The sequence below is a fragment of the Pseudomonas rosaeacicularis genome (assembly GCF_057128745.1).
Map to the genome: position 1 here is coordinate 261,149 of NZ_JBSKHT010000004.1, position 16,785 is coordinate 277,933.

A 16,785-nucleotide genomic window follows, 5' to 3' on the forward strand; every position below is an offset into this window, starting at 1 on the left:
AAATACCTACAACGAAGATACAGGAGCTGGCCCTGACATGTCTGAAACCCAAGCCTTCGACCTAACCCGCCTGCAAAACGGCAACGGCCTCTATTCCCAAGCGGGCAACTTCTTCAGCCATGTAAGCACGGGAGTGGACGCCCGCACCGGCCAGTTCACCCTAGCGTTGGAGCTGCCGATTTCTACCGGTAATGACCTTGCTGGCCCGATAGTCTCGGCGAGTCTAGCGTTCAGTTCTCTGGCATCGGCCACCAGCCAGGGATTTGGTCGGGGCTGGAGCCTCACGTTATCGGAACTGGACCGGGGCCGGAAAGCGTTACGTCTGTCGGATGGCGCTCAATACGCCATCGATATGGACCAGTCCGACTTTACCGACGGAGGTGAGCTGGTGTTTTTCGACCGCAAGTTGCTGAGCTTCCGGGTGGTCTGTCGAGGGGCGGACTTCCACATCGAGTACAAGTCAGGCGTTATCGAGATTCTGCGAATGCAGGAACAAACCGGCGTCGCCAAGCCTGAACAGATCTGCTCACCCGAAGGCCGGTGTGTGTTCCTTGAGTGGCGTCCGTCAGGCGTCGTCAATGTCTCAAGACTTTGGGAGGTGAGAGACGAAAGCAGAACCTTACTGACGATCCGCCCGGTGTCGGCGACCGAAATACAACTGCAGTCCAATCCGGAGTCAAATCAGGGAACCACCATCAGAATCACCGTCGCGGACGATCGTTTAACGCAAGTAGTCCTGCCCGATGAAGAGCAAAGTCGTTGGGTATTTGGCTACGACGAGATCGACGGACTGCTTTTCCCCAACCAAATACAACATCCACTTGGTAGCCTCGACACCGTGCTATATGCATCCGGAGCCAATGGTCATAGGCTGCCGCCGGGCGCACCACTGGCGTTTTTGCCGCGCGTGACCACCTGGCGCCACATTGCCAACGACGACCTGCCCTTTCTGACCAAACGATACGAATGGGTCGGCGATCGTAATTTCCTCGGCAGGGGCGCCGAATTACCGGGAGGTTGGGAAGACGGTAGAGACAACCTCTATCAAGCAACAAACGCCTATTCCTATAGCGTCAGGGAAATGTTGTTCGACGAAAACGGCTTGGATCGAGGCTCTGTGGTACAGACATGGAACCGTTTCCACCTTCAGACAGCACACATCACCTCATACCAGGGCAAATCCACCAGCGTGTTCACCGAGTATGACGAAGACCCCATCCAGCCGTGGCGAGCACAACCGCCTTGGTGCCAGCTGCCCTGGAAAGTGACCACCGAGTACGCGGACACAGCCCAGCCTTCACAGCCGCCGCGACAGGAACAGACCGAAACGCGTTACGACGAGGCTGGCAATATTCTTTACTTCCGTGACACAAGCGGCATCGTCGAGACGCGCGAGTATTACCCCGCCGACTACACAGGCCCCGAGTGTCCCGCCGATCCGTTGGGCTTCACCCGCTGGACGCGTGAGTACAAAGTTCAGCCTGCCTTACTGCAGGATGGCACCACGGGCGGGGCCGCTACGTTGGTCACGACCTATCGTTATGCATTACTGCCCTCGCGGATCCCTGGCTTTGCCGCACATGTGGTGGTTGCAGAAGAGCTCATGGGCGAATCCACGCCGACGGGCCTCGCGATGATTGGCTCCACGACTCAAACCTTCATTCAGGATGGCGGTGAGCATCACGGGCGGCCCTTGACCAGCGTGTCGACCCTCAACGGCATCAGCACCACTACCGGCTATCGCTATGAGCTGGCGGACAACCAACTGATCATGCGTACGACGGTTACCGGCTTTGAGAACGATGAAGAGAACACCGCCATCGAGGTCTCCGCTCGTTCTGTGCTCACCGGCCTGACGGTGATGGAGCAGGATCATGATGGCGTCGTCGAGCAGTACACACACGATGTGCTGGGCCGCATTGTCAGTAAAACAATCGCGCCCGATACCGATTTCACCGTGACCATGACCTGCCGTTACCAATTAACGGGAAGCACCCGGGCGCTCAATGTAGAGGTCGAAGAAACCGATGTTCGCGGCGTGCGCAAGCGCCTGCATCTGGATGGCGACGGGCGCACGCTGCGCATCGAGGTCGAGGACCTGGATAACGCGCCGGGCACCTTCCGGGAAATCCTCAGCACTGGTTACAACGCCTTGGGACAGGTCGAGCAGGAAACCTCTCAGGACTGGCTGCCGATGCAGGCCGAGCCAATCAGCCTTACAACCCGCTACGAGTACGACGGCTGGGGTAATCGCTCCATCACTTACCGTCCCGATGGCACCACGCAATACAGCCTTTATGACCCCGTCACGCTCAAGGGCCGGCAGTGGACTCAGAGCATCGATAACAGCAAGAGCCTGGAAGTCGTCACGTTTTTGAACCAATGGGGCAGTGTCATAAGGTCCGAGCATCTGCACCCTAACGGCGGTCTGACGTTCGCGCAGGATGTTTCACGAGACGGGCTGAACCGGGTGATCACTCAATCCGACATCGTGCCGCTGGCGGACCCCATCATCACTCGCACCCTTTACGACTTGCAGGGGCGGGTCAGCAGTAAAACCCTGCCTGACAACACAGTCGTGAACTGGTCGTATGCCGCTCACAGTGACGACGACCATCGTGAGTCCGTGGACGTGGTGACACCGCAAGGCACCAAATTTGCCCTTGGCAGGAAGACCTATGACGGGCTGGGGCGCGACCGCAGCATTGAGGTCGGCGGCAGGCAACAGCTTGAGCTGTATACAGCAGGACAAATCCCCCCCGTTTCGAGTACCACTGCGCGGGGCGATTCAATCGAGTACCAGTATCAGAAGCTCCTGAACAATCAGGTGACCGGGATTAACGACGGCACCGGGCAGTCCGAATTCACCTACACAGCGCGTGATGCCCAGCTGCTGACAGCGACCGGAGATTTAGGCGAGATGGCCTGGACCTACTCCCCAGCCGGAAAGCTCGAGTCGCAAGTGTGGACCGTTGACGGAGAAACCCATTCCAGCGAATGGCTTTATTCCCTGGGAGGTTTGCCATTGAGCGTTACGGATTTCGCGGGAATCGTGCACGCACTGGAGTACGACGCCATCGGCCGCCTGGTTGGTCAATCGACTGAATCGCTCGCCGTCACCTTTGCTTACGACAGCTTTTCCCGGCCAAAAAGAATAGTCACTCGTGACCTCACACAAAACCGCAGTTTGACTCAGACGCTGGACTATGACCCGCTGGGCCGGGAGATCACCCGCACGATGTCCTCCTCCGAGGCAGATCAACCCTGGTCGCAGGAACTCACGTATACGGCACGTGATCAGGTGCAATCGCGGATATGGCGATCGGGCGCCTTGCTCCTCAGTCACGAGACCTACGCCTACGACACCCGCGGCCGACTGCTGACCTACACCACCGAAGGCCCCAACTCCAGTGCCGACCCTTTCGGCAATGTGCTGCGCAGTCAGGCGTATACCCTCAATGCCCTAGACGGCTACCAGAAGGTCGTCAGCGTTTATACCGACGGGACGCAAGACGACGCCGTATTCACCTACAGCGATGCCGATCCCACTCAGATAAAACAAGTCACCCACACCCATGCCAGTTGGCCAAAACTGATCGAGCCCTCCTACGACGCCCATGGAAATGTGACCCGCGACGGTCTTGGCCGGGTGCTGACATGGGATGCACAAAATCGTCTGGTGAGTGTGACTGAAGGTGTTCGAACCGCTGAATATCGGTACGACCCGCTCGGCCAACTGGGCGAAGTCATTCTGGACAGTAAAAAGCGGCGGCTTTTTTATCGGGCCGATACGGTTGCCAACGAGCGAGACGCCGAGGGATGGCGCGGTTACCTGAGCGCGGGGCGTACGGTGTTGGCCATCAGTAAGCTTTCCGAGGCGGTACATCAGGGCGTTCTCAACCGCGCAGAAACTGTAAAGGCCACCACCAGCGTCATGCTCCTGGGTGCAGACGCACAAGGGTCGGTGCGCCTTGAGGTCGACGATTCTGCGCGCATGGCTACTTACTCGCCCCATGGCTTCAGAAGCGGCGATGCGATGCAGGGCCAACCCGGTTTTGCGGAGGAACGGCAAGACGAATTGACTGGCTGGTACCTACCCGGCAGCTATCGTCCTTATGACCCTGTGCTGATGAGTTTTTTAAGCCCCGACAGCGAAAGCCCTTTTGGCGACGGCGGATTGAACCCGTATGCCTATTGCGCGGGCGACCCGGTCAACAATATCGACCCTAATGGTCACGCGTGGTGGAAATGGCTGGTGGCAGGTGTCGGTACCGCGCTGGCGATCGCCGGTACCGTCGCCTCGTTCGGCACTGCTGCACCTGCCCTCGCTGCGTTATGGGCCGGGGGGATGGGCGCCTTGACGCTTGGCGGTGCAATGGCAATTACCTCAGCAGGGTTTGCGGCGGTGTCGTTGGCCACCGGCGTGGCGGCGATGACACTGGAAGCTACCGGAGGAGATGAAAAAGCAGCCGGTATTCTGGGGTGGGTTTCGTTAGGGACAGGGGTTGCGTCGGCGGTGACGAGGTTGGGCTCCGGGATTGCTACAAAAGCAGCGGTACGAGCGTCGAGGGCGCCGGGCCGTGGGTCGACGAGGATAAAAGGTCCATCAGAGCGAGTGAAAGGCAGAACGCTTTTCGAAGAATTTCCCGGCGATCACGATGTCGTGTTTCACGACAACATTTGGAATAAGGGGATCGTTGCATATGAAACACACGGTAGTATTTTCGGAAGTCTTATGAATACTGAGGGCAAGATGAGCTCAGCGACGCAAGTGGCCCTGAAAGATATCAAACCACTGATCGACGCTATGCCGACTGCTTATCCTGCTGACAAGCCGATTATCTTGATAGCCTGCTGGGGTGGGCGATCGGGAGCAGCTCAGAAAACTGCGAACGTCTTGCAACGCCCAGTCGTGGGATTCGACCATGTTGTGAGTATTCGCTCGCCTCATCTCATGCGTCTTTTAAGCGTATCGGAGCGCAATATTCTCAACAACAATCTTCTGAAGACCGTGCGAACCAACCCTTTCGTTCGACTAAAAATGTACCTCCAGGGCATCCCAAATATGTCCATTGGGGCAATGAAGACATACTTTCCGCAGTGATCGATAAAATATCGAACGGTAAACAGTGAGCCGACCGGAAATAAAAAAACGCCACGACTCAGCGTGGCGTTTTCGTTCAAACCGATCTATCGATCAACAACACTTAGGCCCAGCCTTCCCGCCATACCGCGCATCCTGACGCTCCCGAAAGAACATCTCGTAGCTCATCACCGGCTTGTCCGGGTGGGTCTTGTGCATATGTTCAACGTAGTTGTCGTAGTCGGGCATACCCACCATCAGGCGCGCGGCCTGACCCAAGTATTTGCCCAGCTTGCTCAGGTCATTGAACATACGCAGTGCTCCGCTCGATCAATGGGTTTCAGGGAATGGCTGAAACGGCGATTCCTTGTCCGAGCGTTCTTTCTTGATCCACGCTGCGCGACCAACCTTGACCGCGTAGAACAGAATGCTCAGCACCACGAACAGGAACAGAATGGTCAACGTGGCATTGGTGTACGCGTTGAAGATCACATGCTGCATCTGCTCGACCGTCTTGGCCGGGGCGATGATCTGACCGGCATCGGCGGCAGTGCTGTATTTTTTCGCCAGCGCCAGAAAGCCAACCGCCGGGCTCGGGTCGAACAGCTTGATGAAGCCTGCAGTTACGGTGCAAATCAGCAGCCAAGAGGCCGGCAGGATGGTCACCCACACGTACTGCTGGCGCTTCATTTTGATCAGCACGACGGTCGCCAGCATCAGCGCGATCCCGGCCAGCATCTGATTAGAGATACCGAACAGCGGCCACAAGGTGTTGATGCCACCCAGCGGATCGATCACGCCCTGATACAGCAAGTAACCCCAAAGCGCGACGCAGCCACCGGTACCGATGATGTTGGCGGTCCAGGACTCAGTGCGCTTGAGAGCCGGGACGAAACTGCCGAGCAAGTCCTGCAGCATGAAACGACCGGCGCGGGTGCCTGCGTCAACAGCAGTCAGGATAAACAGCGCTTCAAACAGGATCGCGAAGTGGTACCAGAACGCCATGGTGTTCTGGCCCGGCAGCACCTGGTGCAGGATCTGCGCGATACCGACCGCCAATGTTGGGGCACCACCGGCACGAGCCAGCACGGTGTTTTCCCCGATATCCTTGGCCACAGCGGTCAGGGTTTCCGGCGTGATGGCAAAGCCCCAACTGGAGATGGTCTGCGCAACCGTCACTACGTCACCGCCGACCACGGCAGCCGGGCTGTTCATGGCGAAGTAGACGCCCGGATCGATCACCGAGGCCGCAACCATGGCCATGATGGCGACGAACGATTCCATCAACATGCCGCCGTAACCGATGTAACGGGCGTTCTTTTCGTTGTCCAGCAACTTGGGCGTGGTGCCCGACGAGATCAGCGCGTGGAAGCCGGAAACTGCGCCGCAAGCGATGGTGATAAACAGGAACGGGAACAGCGCGCCCTTCCACACCGGGCCAGTGCCGTCGGTGAATTGGGTCAGCGCAGGCATTCTCAATTCAGGCGCAAGGATCAGGATGCCGATTGCCAGGGCAACGATGGTGCCGATCTTCAAGAACGTAGAAAGGTAGTCACGAGGCGCCAGCAGCAGCCAGACCGGCAGCATGGCGGCGACGAAGCCATAACCCACGAGCATCCAGGTGATCTGCACGCCGGTGAAGGTGAACATTGGCGCCCAGGCAGGACTTGCAGCGATTTGCCCGCCCAACCAGATCGAACCCAGCAGCAACACCACGCCGACGATGGAGATTTCACCAATACGGCCTGGACGGATGTAGCGCATGTACACGCCCATGAACATCGCGATCGGGATGGTCGCCATGACCGTGAACATGCCCCAAGGGCTCTCGGCCAGGGCCTTGACCACGATCAGCGCCAGCACCGCAAGGATGATGATCATGATCAGAAAGCAGCCGAACAAGGCGATGGTGCCGGGGATGCGGCCCATTTCCTCACGCACCATGTCGCCCAGGGAGCGACCGTTGCGGCGGGTTGAGAGGAACAGGATCATGAAATCCTGCACCGCGCCTGCAAGCACCACACCGGCGATCAGCCAGAGCGTGCCGGGCAAATAACCCATTTGCGCGGCCAGCACCGGGCCGACCAGAGGGCCAGCGCCCGCGATGGCGGCGAAGTGGTGACCGAAGAGAATGTGTTTGTTGGTCGGAACGTAATCCAGACCGTCATTGTTGACGACCGCCGGGGTGGCCCGAGTCGGATCAAGCTGCATGACGTGGTTGGCGATGAACAGGCTGTAATAGCGGTACGCAACCAGATAAATCGCGACGGCGGCGACGACAATCCAGAGCGCGTTAATGGCTTCGCCGCGGCGCAGCGCGACGACACCCAAGGCGCATGCCCCGAGGGCAGCGACGGCGAACCAACCCAGGTGTTTGGTCAGTCGGGTCATTGTGGGTCTCCTGCCCAAGCCTGTTGGCTCGTGGCGTAATTGTTATTGTTGTCCCCGCGGTAACGGAGCGTCGCCACTATCCGCGCTGCTGTCAGCAAGAGAAATTGGTATTACTACGGTAGTGACTGCGTAGTACTACGCAGCGGCAAACTCATCTGTAGGAGCGTGGCTTGTCCCGCGATCGGCGGGAACCCGCCGTAATTCTGTCAACACGGTCTATTTGAAATAACTTATCCACCGAATTCGCTGCCGCTTCGCGCCAGATCGCGGGACAAGCCACGCTCCTACATGTGTTGCGGCAAGCAGCGCCCTCGCCGTCAGCCGGCGTTACGTGTCTAATACCGCCCAAACAACACGCGCTTGCGGGACCTCTCTCCATGCAACTCAAACACAAGATTGTCGCTCTGGGCATTTTGCCGTTGATCCTTGCGGTGTCGGTGATCTGCGCGCTGGTCATCGTGCAGAACCAGCGTCTGGGCGAGCAGCAGGCGCAGTTAATCGAAGACAGCATTCTGGCGAGCAAACGCGCGGAGCTGAAAAACTACGTCGAAATGGCCATGAGCGCCCTCACCCCGATCTATGAAAGCGGCCGCGACGACGAGCAAACCAAGCAGCAAGTCCTCGAAGAACTGTCGAAACTGAGCTTTGGCATCGACGGTTATTTCTTCGTCTACGACCGCAACGGCCGCAACCTGATGCACCCGCGCCAAGCCGCGTTGGTGGGCAAGGACCTGTGGAACATGACCGACCCCCAAGGCCTGCTGGTGATCCGCGCGCTGCTGACCAGCGCAGAAAGCGGCGACGGCTTTCAGCATTACGCCTGGGAAAAACCCTCCACCGGACAAGTCACCGGCAAACTGGCGCGAGTGGTGATGCTTGACCGCTGGGGCTGGATGCTTGGCACCGGCATCTATCTGGAAGACGTCGAACGCGCGACCCAGCAGGCGCGCAAGGAAGTCGCTCAGGGCATTTACGCGACCATGTTCGACATCGGCGCCGTGGCACTGGTCGCGGTGTTGCTGGTGTTCATCTGCGGTGTAACGCTCAATGCCAGCGAGCACCGGCTGGCCGACCGCAAATTGCAATTGCTCAACCAGCGCATCATCAACCTGCAGGAAGAGGAGCGTTCGCGGCTGTCCCGGGAACTGCACGACGGCATCAGTCAGGTGTTGGTGTCGATCAAATTTCAGTTCGAGCTGGCCTGCCTGCAACTGGAAGCCGGTAACGAACGCGGCATGGACGCGCTGCGTCAGGGCACCGACCGGCTGGGCGACGCCATCGGTGAAATCCGCACCATTTCCCATGACCTGCGCCCCTCCCTGCTCGACACCCTTGGCCTGGCTGCGGCTGTCACCCAGTTGGTGACCGAGTTCGAACAGCGAAGCGGCCTGTCGATTCATTACCAGCACAACCTGGGCAATCTCAAGCTTCAGGAAGGCGCGCCGGTTGCACTGTTCCGTATCCTGCAGGAAGCGCTGACCAACATCGAACGCCACGCCCACGCCAAAAACGTCTACATCCACCTGGATGGCAATCAGCGGCAGGTGCAGTTGTCGGTGCGCGACGACGGGGTGGGCTTTAAAGTCGATGTCGGCCGATTGCAGGAGATACAAGGCGGCATCGGTTTGCGTAATATCCGCGAGCGCGTCGAACACTTCCAGGGCCAACTGGCGCTATTTTCGGTGCCCGGTCGCAGCGAAATGACCGTGACCATGCCGATTCGAGCCATCGCTTGAACCCTTCTTTTTCAGCCAGGAATGACGTTGCGAACATGAGCCAGTCCCTACCGATCCGCATCGCCCTGGTTGACGATCATTCTCTGGTGCGCGACGGCGTGCGCGCCCTGCTCTCCGCCCGGCCGCAATTTGAAGTGGTGGGCGAGGCGGAAAACGCAGCTCAGGGATTGAAGCTGTGCGAAGAGGTCAAGCCGGACATTCTGCTGGTGGACATCGGTTTGCAGGACATGAACGGCCTGGAGCTGACCCAACTCGTGCGCAGCCGCTGTCCGGCGATCAAGATTCTGATCCTGAGCATGTACGACAATCAGGAGTACGTCGCCACGTCGATCCGCGCCGGCGCCAGTGGCTATGTGCTGAAGAACGCGCCGTCACGGGAAATCGTCGCCGCCATTGAGGCCATTGCTACCGGCGGGACGTTCTACAGCGCCGAAGTGACGTTGAAACTGGTGTCCAAAAAGACTGAAGAAAACGAGCTGACGCCACGTGAAGTACAGGTGCTGGTGGGCCTGGCCAAGGGGCTGGACAACAAAACCATCGCCCGGGATCTGGCCATCAGCGTGCGCACGGTCGAGACCCATCGCTTGAGCATTCGGCGTAAATTGAAAGTGGATAAACCGGCGGGGCTGGTGAAGTACGCGATGGAGCATGGGTTGTTGTTGCCGTGATGCTCTGGATAACGAAAACACTGTAGGAGCGAATTTATTCGCGAGACGCCGGCAGGATCAATCCTTCTGTTGCGTCTGATCCATTGCCTCGCGAATAAATTCGCTCCTACAGATGGATCATCTCCGATCAGGAAACAGGCAATCGCTGTTCCGCCGTCTGCTGATCAACCGGCAATGCAAACCGGAACGTCGCACCCTGCCCCGCGACGTCCAGCAGATCCACCCGATGCCCATGCAATTGCAAAATCTGATGCACGATGCGCAGACCCAACCCGCCATCACGGCGCGCGCCGCCGATATTGAATGGCCGCAGAAACAGACCGTCGCGCAACTCAGGCGCAATTCCCGGCCCGCTGTCACTCACCGTCACGTCCACGAACTGCCCTTGCGGCGCCAGGGTGATCTTCACTTCACCGCCCCGGGGCGTATGACGCAGCGCGTTGTCCAGCAAGTTAGTCAGCACCCGCTCGATCAAGCCCAGGTCCGCGTGCACGCCGGGGACTCTGGTCGCAAAATCAGGTGTCAGCGTAATGGCCTTGGCTTCTGCGCTCAGTTCGAACTTCTGGAAAATGTCCTGCACCAGATCGGTCAGCGAAAAGCGCTCGATCACCGGCACCACAAAACCGTGCTCCAGACGCACCAGTTCCAGCAGCGATTGCGCAAGGCCGCCGACCTTGCGGCTCTGGTCCAGCGCGACGCCAAGGTAGCGTCGACGCTCTTCCGGGCTCAGGCTCGCGTCCTTCACCGAGAGCACTTCCAGATAGCCGTGCAACGATGCCAGTGGCGTACGCAGGTCATGAGAAATATTGGCCACCAGTTCGCGGCGGTCCTGGCTTTGCCGGGTCAGGGTGCGCCACTGCTCGCTCAGCCGCGCCTGCATCTGCCGGAACGTGGCATCCAGCACGCTGATTTCGTCCTGATTGGCCTGATCCGATGCAGTGGCGGCGTTCGGCGCGGGCAGTGCAACCGGGGCGGCATTGATATCGAACCGGCCGACCGAATCGGTCAGCCGCCGCAATGGCCGCGTGATCAGGCCGAACGCTGCAAGCCCCGCCACAAGGCACAACAACGCCACCAGCCCAATCGACCACAGCGCAGTTTTCAGCGCTTCGCTGGTGGCACCACGCTCGGCGAACTGATCATGGGCCTCGCCCAGCAGCACTACGTACAGAAACCCCGCCGGTTGCCCCGCCACCATCAAGGGCGCGGCACTGAACACTTTGCGGCCTTGGGCACTGCGCGGGTCGTCACCCAGAATCGGCAGCGGATCACCCGCCAGCAGGCGCTGCACCGGGCCTAGATCGATCTGCTGACGCAGCATCCGGTCCTTGGGCGCGGCATCGCCAATGACCTTGCCGTTCACATCCAGCAGATAAACCTCGACGCTGGGATTGACCAGCATCAACTGCCCGAACAGTTGCCGTACCGCCTCAGGCTTGAGCCCGTTGGCGTCCATCAGTTGCGTGTCGTGGGCGATGTGCTGCGCCAAGTCCCGGGACAAACCCTGCACCACTTCCAGCTCGTGCATTTTGCTGGAGCGCACTTGCAACCACACCGAGGTGCCGCTGCACACCAGCAGCAACACCGCGAACACCAGCGAAAGCCGTTGCGTCAAAGACATTCTCACGTGGGCTCTCCCGGCGCGACGAACTTATAGCCGCGGCCCCAGACCGTCAGAATCCTCAGCGGCTGCGCGGGATCGGCTTCGATCTTGGCCCGCAGACGATTGATGTGAGTGTTGACCGTGTGCTCGTAACCTTCGTGGTTGTATCCCCACACCGAATTGAGCAGATCCAGGCGCGAAAACACCTTGCCCGGCTGACGAGCGAAGAAGTACAGCAGGTCGAATTCCCGTGGCGTGAGGTCCAGCTGACCGCCCTCCAGCGAGGCTTCGCGAGTCAGCGGATCGATAAACAATCCGGCGCTGGAGAGGCTGCCCGAATCCATTTTCAGGTTGCGCGCCATGGCATCAACCCGACGCAACAAGGCTTTGACCCGTGCCACCAGTTCCATCATCGAAAACGGCTTGGCCAGGTAATCGTCGGCCCCCAGTTCAAGGCCGAGAATCCGGTGCATCTCGCTGGAGCGCGCGCTGGTGATGATGATCGGTGTATAGCGGGTCATGGCGCGGGCCCGACGGCAGATTTCCAGGCCGTCGACGCCGGGCAGCATCAGATCGAGAATCAGCGCGTCCCAACCGCCCTGCTCCAGCAGGCGCAGGCCCTTTTCACCGTCGGCGCTGTGCACTACTTCAAAGTGCTCGTCTCGCAAATGCAGACAAATGAGGTCGGCGATATGACTGTCGTCTTCGACCACCAGAACGCGTTTGGGCTGTTCCATCGAGTGCTGAACCTGCTGGGCGCCGGAGTTGCGCGATGTCGTCATTGTGCAGCGTTTGGCGGCATTGAGTTATCACGAATTGTTTAACTCTGCGTGAGGATTTCGGGAGCAGCATGAGCCTAGTCTTGCTCCATCGCCTGATTGCCATCGGATGCACAGCGACTTCGAGGACGTTTTCATGTTTTCAAGACGACAGTTTTTGACCTTGAGCGCCACCGCCGGGGTCGCCGTCATAGCGTTGGGCGTGCTGCCCAAATTTGCCGACGGGGAAGCGCTGGCACCAAGGGACTCCCCGATCGGCACCTTCGAAGTGCAGCACACCGATGCCGAGTGGCGGGCGATGCTCAACGATGACCAATATCAGGTGCTGCGCCACGAAGACACCGAACGACCTTACAGCAGCGCGTTGAATGAAGAACACCGCGACGGCACGTTTGCCTGCGCCGGATGCGCGCTGGCGTTGTTCGCCTCCAGCACCAAGTTCGACAGCCATACCGGCTGGCCAAGTTTCTGGGCGCCGCTGGAAAACGCCACGGCGATCCGCACCGACACCTCGTTCGGCGTGACCCGCAAGGAAGTTCACTGCCGGCGCTGCGGCGGGCATTTGGGCCACGTCTTCACCGATGGCCCCAAGCCCACCGGTCTGCGTTATTGCATGAACGGCCTGGCGATGACATTTGAAAAGCGGGCGGCCTGAAGAGGCGACGCTACTCAACATTACTTCTGATTGAATTCTGGAGCGCTGTATGAAAAACCTGAACGCTTTCAAAGCAGCACTGCCAGCCTGGCGTCGCGGCGGCCTGCGCATGCTGGCCGGTGCACTGTTGCTGCAAACCGCTGCCTGTTCGTTTGCCGGCGAAGATTCCGTGGCACTGGCGCCGCCGCAACAGGATGAAATGGTCAGCACCGCGACGACAGAAACCGCGGTGCTGTCGGGCGGCTGCTTCTGGGGTGTCCAGGGTGTCTTCCAGCACGTTAATGGTGTGAAAAACGTGGTTTCCGGTTATGCCGGCGGCAAGGCGGACACCGCGCAATACGAGCGGGTCAGTGACGGCGACACCGGTCATGCGGAAGCGGTGAAAATCACCTTCAATCCGCAGCAGGTCAGCTATGGCACGCTGTTGCAGATCTTCTTTTCTGTGGCGCACAACCCCACCGAATTGAACCGTCAGGGGCCGGACCACGGCACGCAATATCGCTCGGCGATTTTCCCCGAAAGCCAGGGACAACAAGCCGTGGCCCAGGCCTATATCGCGCAACTGGACGCCGCTCATTCATTCAGCGCGCCCATCGTGACCAAAATCGAGACCGGTCAGCAGTTCTACCCAGCCGAAGGCTATCACCAGAACTTCCTGACCACTCACCCGACCTACCCGTACATCGTGATTAACGACCTGCCCAAAGTCGGCCAGCTCAAGCAGTTGTTCGCCGATCGCTACAGCGATGAGCCGGTGTTGGTGAAAGAGGGGTTATAAACGCGAACGCTGACTTTCTGTAGGAGCGAACTGGTTCGCGAGGCGGCATACCTGACACCGCACCGCCTTGCTCGCCAACAAGTTGGCTCCTACAGGTCATCATTCATCTCTGTAGCCACCGAGCCCGCCAGTTAACGTTCACTCCTCCCCTTTAGCGCCTGGTTCAGGCGCTTTTTTTTGCCTGTTTTTCGCCGTACCGCAGTGTCAAAACGCACAACCGTCCTATAAAAAAGCGCTGCCCTTCAAGAGACTTGAATGTCCACCTGAGGAGCCTGAACCATGAACAAACTGACCACCGTCGCCGGCGCACCTGTCGTCGATAACCAGAACTCGCAATCAGCGGGCAAACGCGGGCCGTTGTTGCTGCAAGACGTATGGCTGCTGGAAAAGCTCGCGCACTTCGACCGCGAAGTCATCCCGGAGCGGCGCATGCACGCCAAGGGTTCCGGCGCGTTCGGCACCTTCACCGTGACTCACGACATCACTCGCTACACCAAGGCCAAATTGTTCTCCGAGATCGGCAAAAAGACCGAGCTGTTCATTCGCTTTTCTACCGTGGCCGGGGAACGTGGCGCCGCCGATGCCGAGCGCGATATTCGCGGCTTTGCGATCAAGTTCTACACCGAGCAAGGCAACTGGGATCTGGTGGGCAACAACACGCCGGTGTTCTTCCTGCGCGATCCGTTAAAGTTTCCGGACCTGAACCACGCGATCAAACGCGACCCGCGCAGCAACATGCGAAGCGCCGACAACAACTGGGATTTCTGGAGTTCACTGCCCGAAGCGCTGCACCAGGTCACCGTGGTGATGAGCGATCGCGGCCTGCCAAGTTCGTACCGTCACATGCACGGTTTTGGCAGCCACACCTTCAGTTTCATCAGCCCGGACAACAAGCGTTACTGGGTCAAGTTCACGATGAAAACCCAACAGGGCATCAAGAACCTCACCGACGAAGAAGCCGCTGCACAGGTTGCCGGCGACCGAGAAACCCATCAGCGCGATTTGTACGACGCCATCGAGCAGGGTCAGTTTCCGAAGTGGACAATGTTCGTGCAGATCATGCCGGAAGCGGATGCCGGCACTTACCATATCCACCCGTTCGACCTGACCAAAGTCTGGCCCCACGCCGATTACCCGCTGATTGAAGTGGGTGAGTTCGAGCTCAACCGCAACTCGGACAACTATTTCCACGACGTCGAGCAGGCGGCGTTCAACCCGGCCAACGTGGTGCCGGGGATCAGCTTCTCACCGGACAAGATGCTCCAGGGACGTTTGTTTTCTTACGGCGACGCGCAGCGCTATCGTTTGGGCGTGAACCATCACCAGATTCCGGTGAATACCCCGCGATGCCCGGTCAACAGTTACCACCGCGACGGTCAGATGCGGGTGAACAACAATGCGGGCGGGACCATCGGTTACGAGCCCAACAGCAAAGGCGCGTGGGTCGAGCAACCGGACTTCACCGAGCCACCACTGGCCCTGGACGGTGCGGCGCACAACTGGAATTTCCGGGAAGACGATGACGACTACTACTCGCAGCCGCGAGCGTTGTTCCGTTTGATGACGCCTGAGCAGCAACAGGTACTGTTCTTCAACACGGCGAGGGCAATTTCCGGCGCCTCGGCATTGGTCAAACAACGCCACATCGACAACTGCACCAAGGCCGATCCTGCCTATGGCGCGGGGGTTGCGGCGGCTATCGAAATGGTTGGCTGACACAAGCTTGAGATCATTCCCACGCTGTGCGTGGGAATGCATACTTCAACGTTCGACGTCACCGGACACAGCACCCGTGGGAGCGGACCTGTCCGCGAAGAGGCCCGGGTGCCCGACATATATCCTTTGCCCGACACATTGTCTTAGCGGACAGGTCCGCTCCCACAGTCCTCTGTTCGCTCTACGCCGGCGTTGCCCCGCTTCAGCCCTTGATGAAGCCCAGCAAGATCTCGTTGATCTCATCCGGCTGCACGGTGCACATGCCGTGGGCGCCGCCTTTGACGATGTGCAGGGTCGAGCCTTGCACCAGCTCGTGGCTTTTCAGACCAGAGGCCGCGATGGGTACGATCTGGTCGTCATCGCCGTGGAGGATCAGCGTCGGGACATCGATCTTTTTCAGGTCTTCGGTGAAGTCGGTTTCAGAGAACGCCTTGATGCAGTCGTACTCGGCCTTAACCCCGCCCAGCATGCCGATGGACCAGAACGAATCGATCGCGCCCTGAGACACTTTGGCGCCGTCACGGTTGAAGCCGAAGAACGGCATCGCCAGGTCCTTGAAGAACTGCGAACGGTCTGCTGTCACGCCCGCACGAATACCATCGAATACGTCGATGGGCACGCCTTCAGGGTTGCTCGCCGATTTGAGCATGATCGGCGGAACTGCCCCGATCAGCACAGCCTTGGCCACACGTGACGTGCCGTGACGACCGATGTAGCGCGCAACTTCGCCGCCGCCGGTGGAGTGACCGATCATGATCACGTCTTTGAGGTCCAGGTGTTCGAACAGCTCTGCCAGGTCATCGGCGTAAGTGTTCATGTCATTGCCTTCCCAGGTCTGCCCGGAACGGCCGTGACCGCGACGGTCGTGGGCGATGACGCGATAGCCTTTCTGGCCAAGAAACAGCATCTGCGCGTCCCAGGCATCGCCATCCAGCGGCCAGCCGTGGGAGAACACGATGGGCTGTCCGGTGCCCCAGTCTTTGTAGAAAAACTCGGTGCCGTCTTTCAGGGTCAAGGTAGTCATGGGACGCGATCCTCGTATCGTTTCACGGATGGGGTATGCAAGAACCAGTGAGCCTAGTCGCAGATGGGCCAAACGACTTGAAAGATTGTGCTTGTTTTGCGCCATGCGTCGGGCTCGCCTCCCCCTTCGCGGACAGGTCCGCTCCCACGAAAAAAAGCAGTCCCCTGTAGGTTTGTGGTGGACCGACATTCGCGGCGCATGAAGACCGTAGGAGCGCGCTTGCCCACGATCGCGTTGGGTCAGAAGACATAGGCGGCACAGCCACACCGTCATCGCGGGCAAGCGCGCTCCTACACATTCGGCGTCAAGCCCAAATCCAGGATTAGCCCGTACCTGAAGGAGCTGCCGAAGG

11 protein-coding genes are annotated in these 16,785 nt (G+C 59.2%); 6 read left to right on the forward strand and 5 right to left on the reverse strand.

Going from position 1 to position 16,785, the window contains the following annotated elements; all coding sequences use genetic code 11:
* The first annotated feature begins 37 nt into the window (after positions 1-37).
* Complete coding sequence (locus ACWKWM_RS07805; RefSeq protein ID WP_483845587.1) at positions 38-5,104, forward strand: RHS repeat domain-containing protein; 5,067 nt, start codon at positions 38-40, stop codon at positions 5,102-5,104.
* Positions 5,105-5,197: 93 nt separating this feature from the next.
* On the opposite strand, the gene ACWKWM_RS07810 is transcribed toward ACWKWM_RS07805, so the two are convergent.
* Complete coding sequence (locus tag ACWKWM_RS07810; protein ID WP_483845588.1) at positions 5,198-5,395, reverse strand: YbdD/YjiX family protein; 198 nt, start codon at positions 5,393-5,395, stop codon at positions 5,198-5,200.
* Between the two features lie 18 nt (positions 5,396-5,413).
* Positions 5,414-7,474 carry a carbon starvation CstA family protein gene (locus ACWKWM_RS07815; protein ID WP_483845589.1) on the reverse strand — a complete coding sequence of 687 codons (2,061 nt, stop codon included), beginning with the start codon at positions 7,472-7,474 and terminating at the stop codon, positions 5,414-5,416.
* A gap of 377 nt (positions 7,475-7,851) precedes the next feature.
* Between ACWKWM_RS07815 and ACWKWM_RS07820 the strand changes: the two genes are divergently transcribed.
* Entirely contained in the window at positions 7,852-9,210 is a 1,359-nt protein-coding gene (locus ACWKWM_RS07820; RefSeq protein WP_483845590.1) for a cache domain-containing protein, read from the forward strand.
* Positions 9,211-9,245: 35 nt separating this feature from the next.
* Positions 9,246-9,878, forward strand: coding sequence for a response regulator (locus tag ACWKWM_RS07825; RefSeq protein WP_483845591.1), 633 nt, complete (start codon positions 9,246-9,248; stop codon positions 9,876-9,878).
* Between the two features lie 127 nt (positions 9,879-10,005).
* Here the strand turns inward: ACWKWM_RS07825 and ACWKWM_RS07830 are convergent, their stop codons facing one another.
* Complete coding sequence (locus ACWKWM_RS07830; protein ID WP_483845592.1) at positions 10,006-11,505, reverse strand: sensor histidine kinase; 1,500 nt, start codon at positions 11,503-11,505, stop codon at positions 10,006-10,008.
* The gene (locus ACWKWM_RS07835) at positions 11,502-12,218 is read right to left on the reverse strand and encodes a response regulator transcription factor (RefSeq protein ID WP_483845639.1); all 717 of its coding nucleotides are present in this window, start codon (positions 12,216-12,218) and stop codon (positions 11,502-11,504) included. Before ACWKWM_RS07835 ends, ACWKWM_RS07830 begins: the two co-directional genes overlap by 4 nt.
* 178 nt (positions 12,219-12,396) lie before the next feature.
* Here ACWKWM_RS07835 and msrB point away from each other — a divergent pair, with 178 nt between their 5' ends.
* The 3 genes from msrB (at position 12,397) to ACWKWM_RS07850 (ending at position 15,409) form a co-directional block, all read left to right on the forward strand.
* The gene (msrB, locus tag ACWKWM_RS07840) at positions 12,397-12,915 is read left to right on the forward strand and encodes a peptide-methionine (R)-S-oxide reductase MsrB (protein ID WP_483845593.1); all 519 of its coding nucleotides are present in this window, start codon (positions 12,397-12,399) and stop codon (positions 12,913-12,915) included.
* A gap of 49 nt (positions 12,916-12,964) precedes the next feature.
* Positions 12,965-13,693 (forward strand): peptide-methionine (S)-S-oxide reductase MsrA, encoded by a 729-nt coding sequence (msrA, locus tag ACWKWM_RS07845; protein ID WP_483845594.1) that lies wholly within the window; start codon positions 12,965-12,967, stop codon positions 13,691-13,693.
* Positions 13,694-13,972: 279 nt separating this feature from the next.
* Complete coding sequence (locus ACWKWM_RS07850) at positions 13,973-15,409, forward strand: catalase (RefSeq protein WP_483845595.1); 1,437 nt, start codon at positions 13,973-13,975, stop codon at positions 15,407-15,409.
* A gap of 202 nt (positions 15,410-15,611) precedes the next feature.
* On the opposite strand, the gene ACWKWM_RS07855 is transcribed toward ACWKWM_RS07850, so the two are convergent.
* On the reverse strand, positions 15,612-16,433 hold the full coding sequence (locus ACWKWM_RS07855) for an alpha/beta fold hydrolase (protein ID WP_483845596.1): 822 nt from the start codon (positions 16,431-16,433) through the stop codon (positions 15,612-15,614).
* Positions 16,434-16,785 lie beyond the last annotated feature (352 nt).

Bases quoted from the DNA above. Each gene is read 5' to 3' on its own strand.
- ACWKWM_RS07855 (WP_483845596.1), bottom strand. From the start codon at position 16,433: ATGACTACCTTGACCCTGAAAGACGGCACCGAGTTTTTCTACAAAGAC.
- ACWKWM_RS07815 (WP_483845589.1), bottom strand. From the start codon at position 7,474: ATGACCCGACTGACCAAACACCTGGGTTGGTTCGCCGTCGCTGCCCTC.
- ACWKWM_RS07835 (WP_483845639.1), bottom strand. From the start codon at position 12,218: ATGGAACAGCCCAAACGCGTTCTGGTGGTCGAAGACGACAGTCATATC.
- ACWKWM_RS07805 (WP_483845587.1), top strand. From the start codon at position 38: ATGTCTGAAACCCAAGCCTTCGACCTAACCCGCCTGCAAAACGGCAAC.
- ACWKWM_RS07820 (WP_483845590.1), top strand. From the start codon at position 7,852: ATGCAACTCAAACACAAGATTGTCGCTCTGGGCATTTTGCCGTTGATC.
- msrB (WP_483845593.1), top strand. From the start codon at position 12,397: ATGTTTTCAAGACGACAGTTTTTGACCTTGAGCGCCACCGCCGGGGTC.
- ACWKWM_RS07810 (WP_483845588.1), bottom strand. From the start codon at position 5,395: ATGTTCAATGACCTGAGCAAGCTGGGCAAATACTTGGGTCAGGCCGCG.
- ACWKWM_RS07825 (WP_483845591.1), top strand. From the start codon at position 9,246: ATGAGCCAGTCCCTACCGATCCGCATCGCCCTGGTTGACGATCATTCT.
- ACWKWM_RS07850 (WP_483845595.1), top strand. From the start codon at position 13,973: ATGAACAAACTGACCACCGTCGCCGGCGCACCTGTCGTCGATAACCAG.
- msrA (WP_483845594.1), top strand. From the start codon at position 12,965: ATGAAAAACCTGAACGCTTTCAAAGCAGCACTGCCAGCCTGGCGTCGC.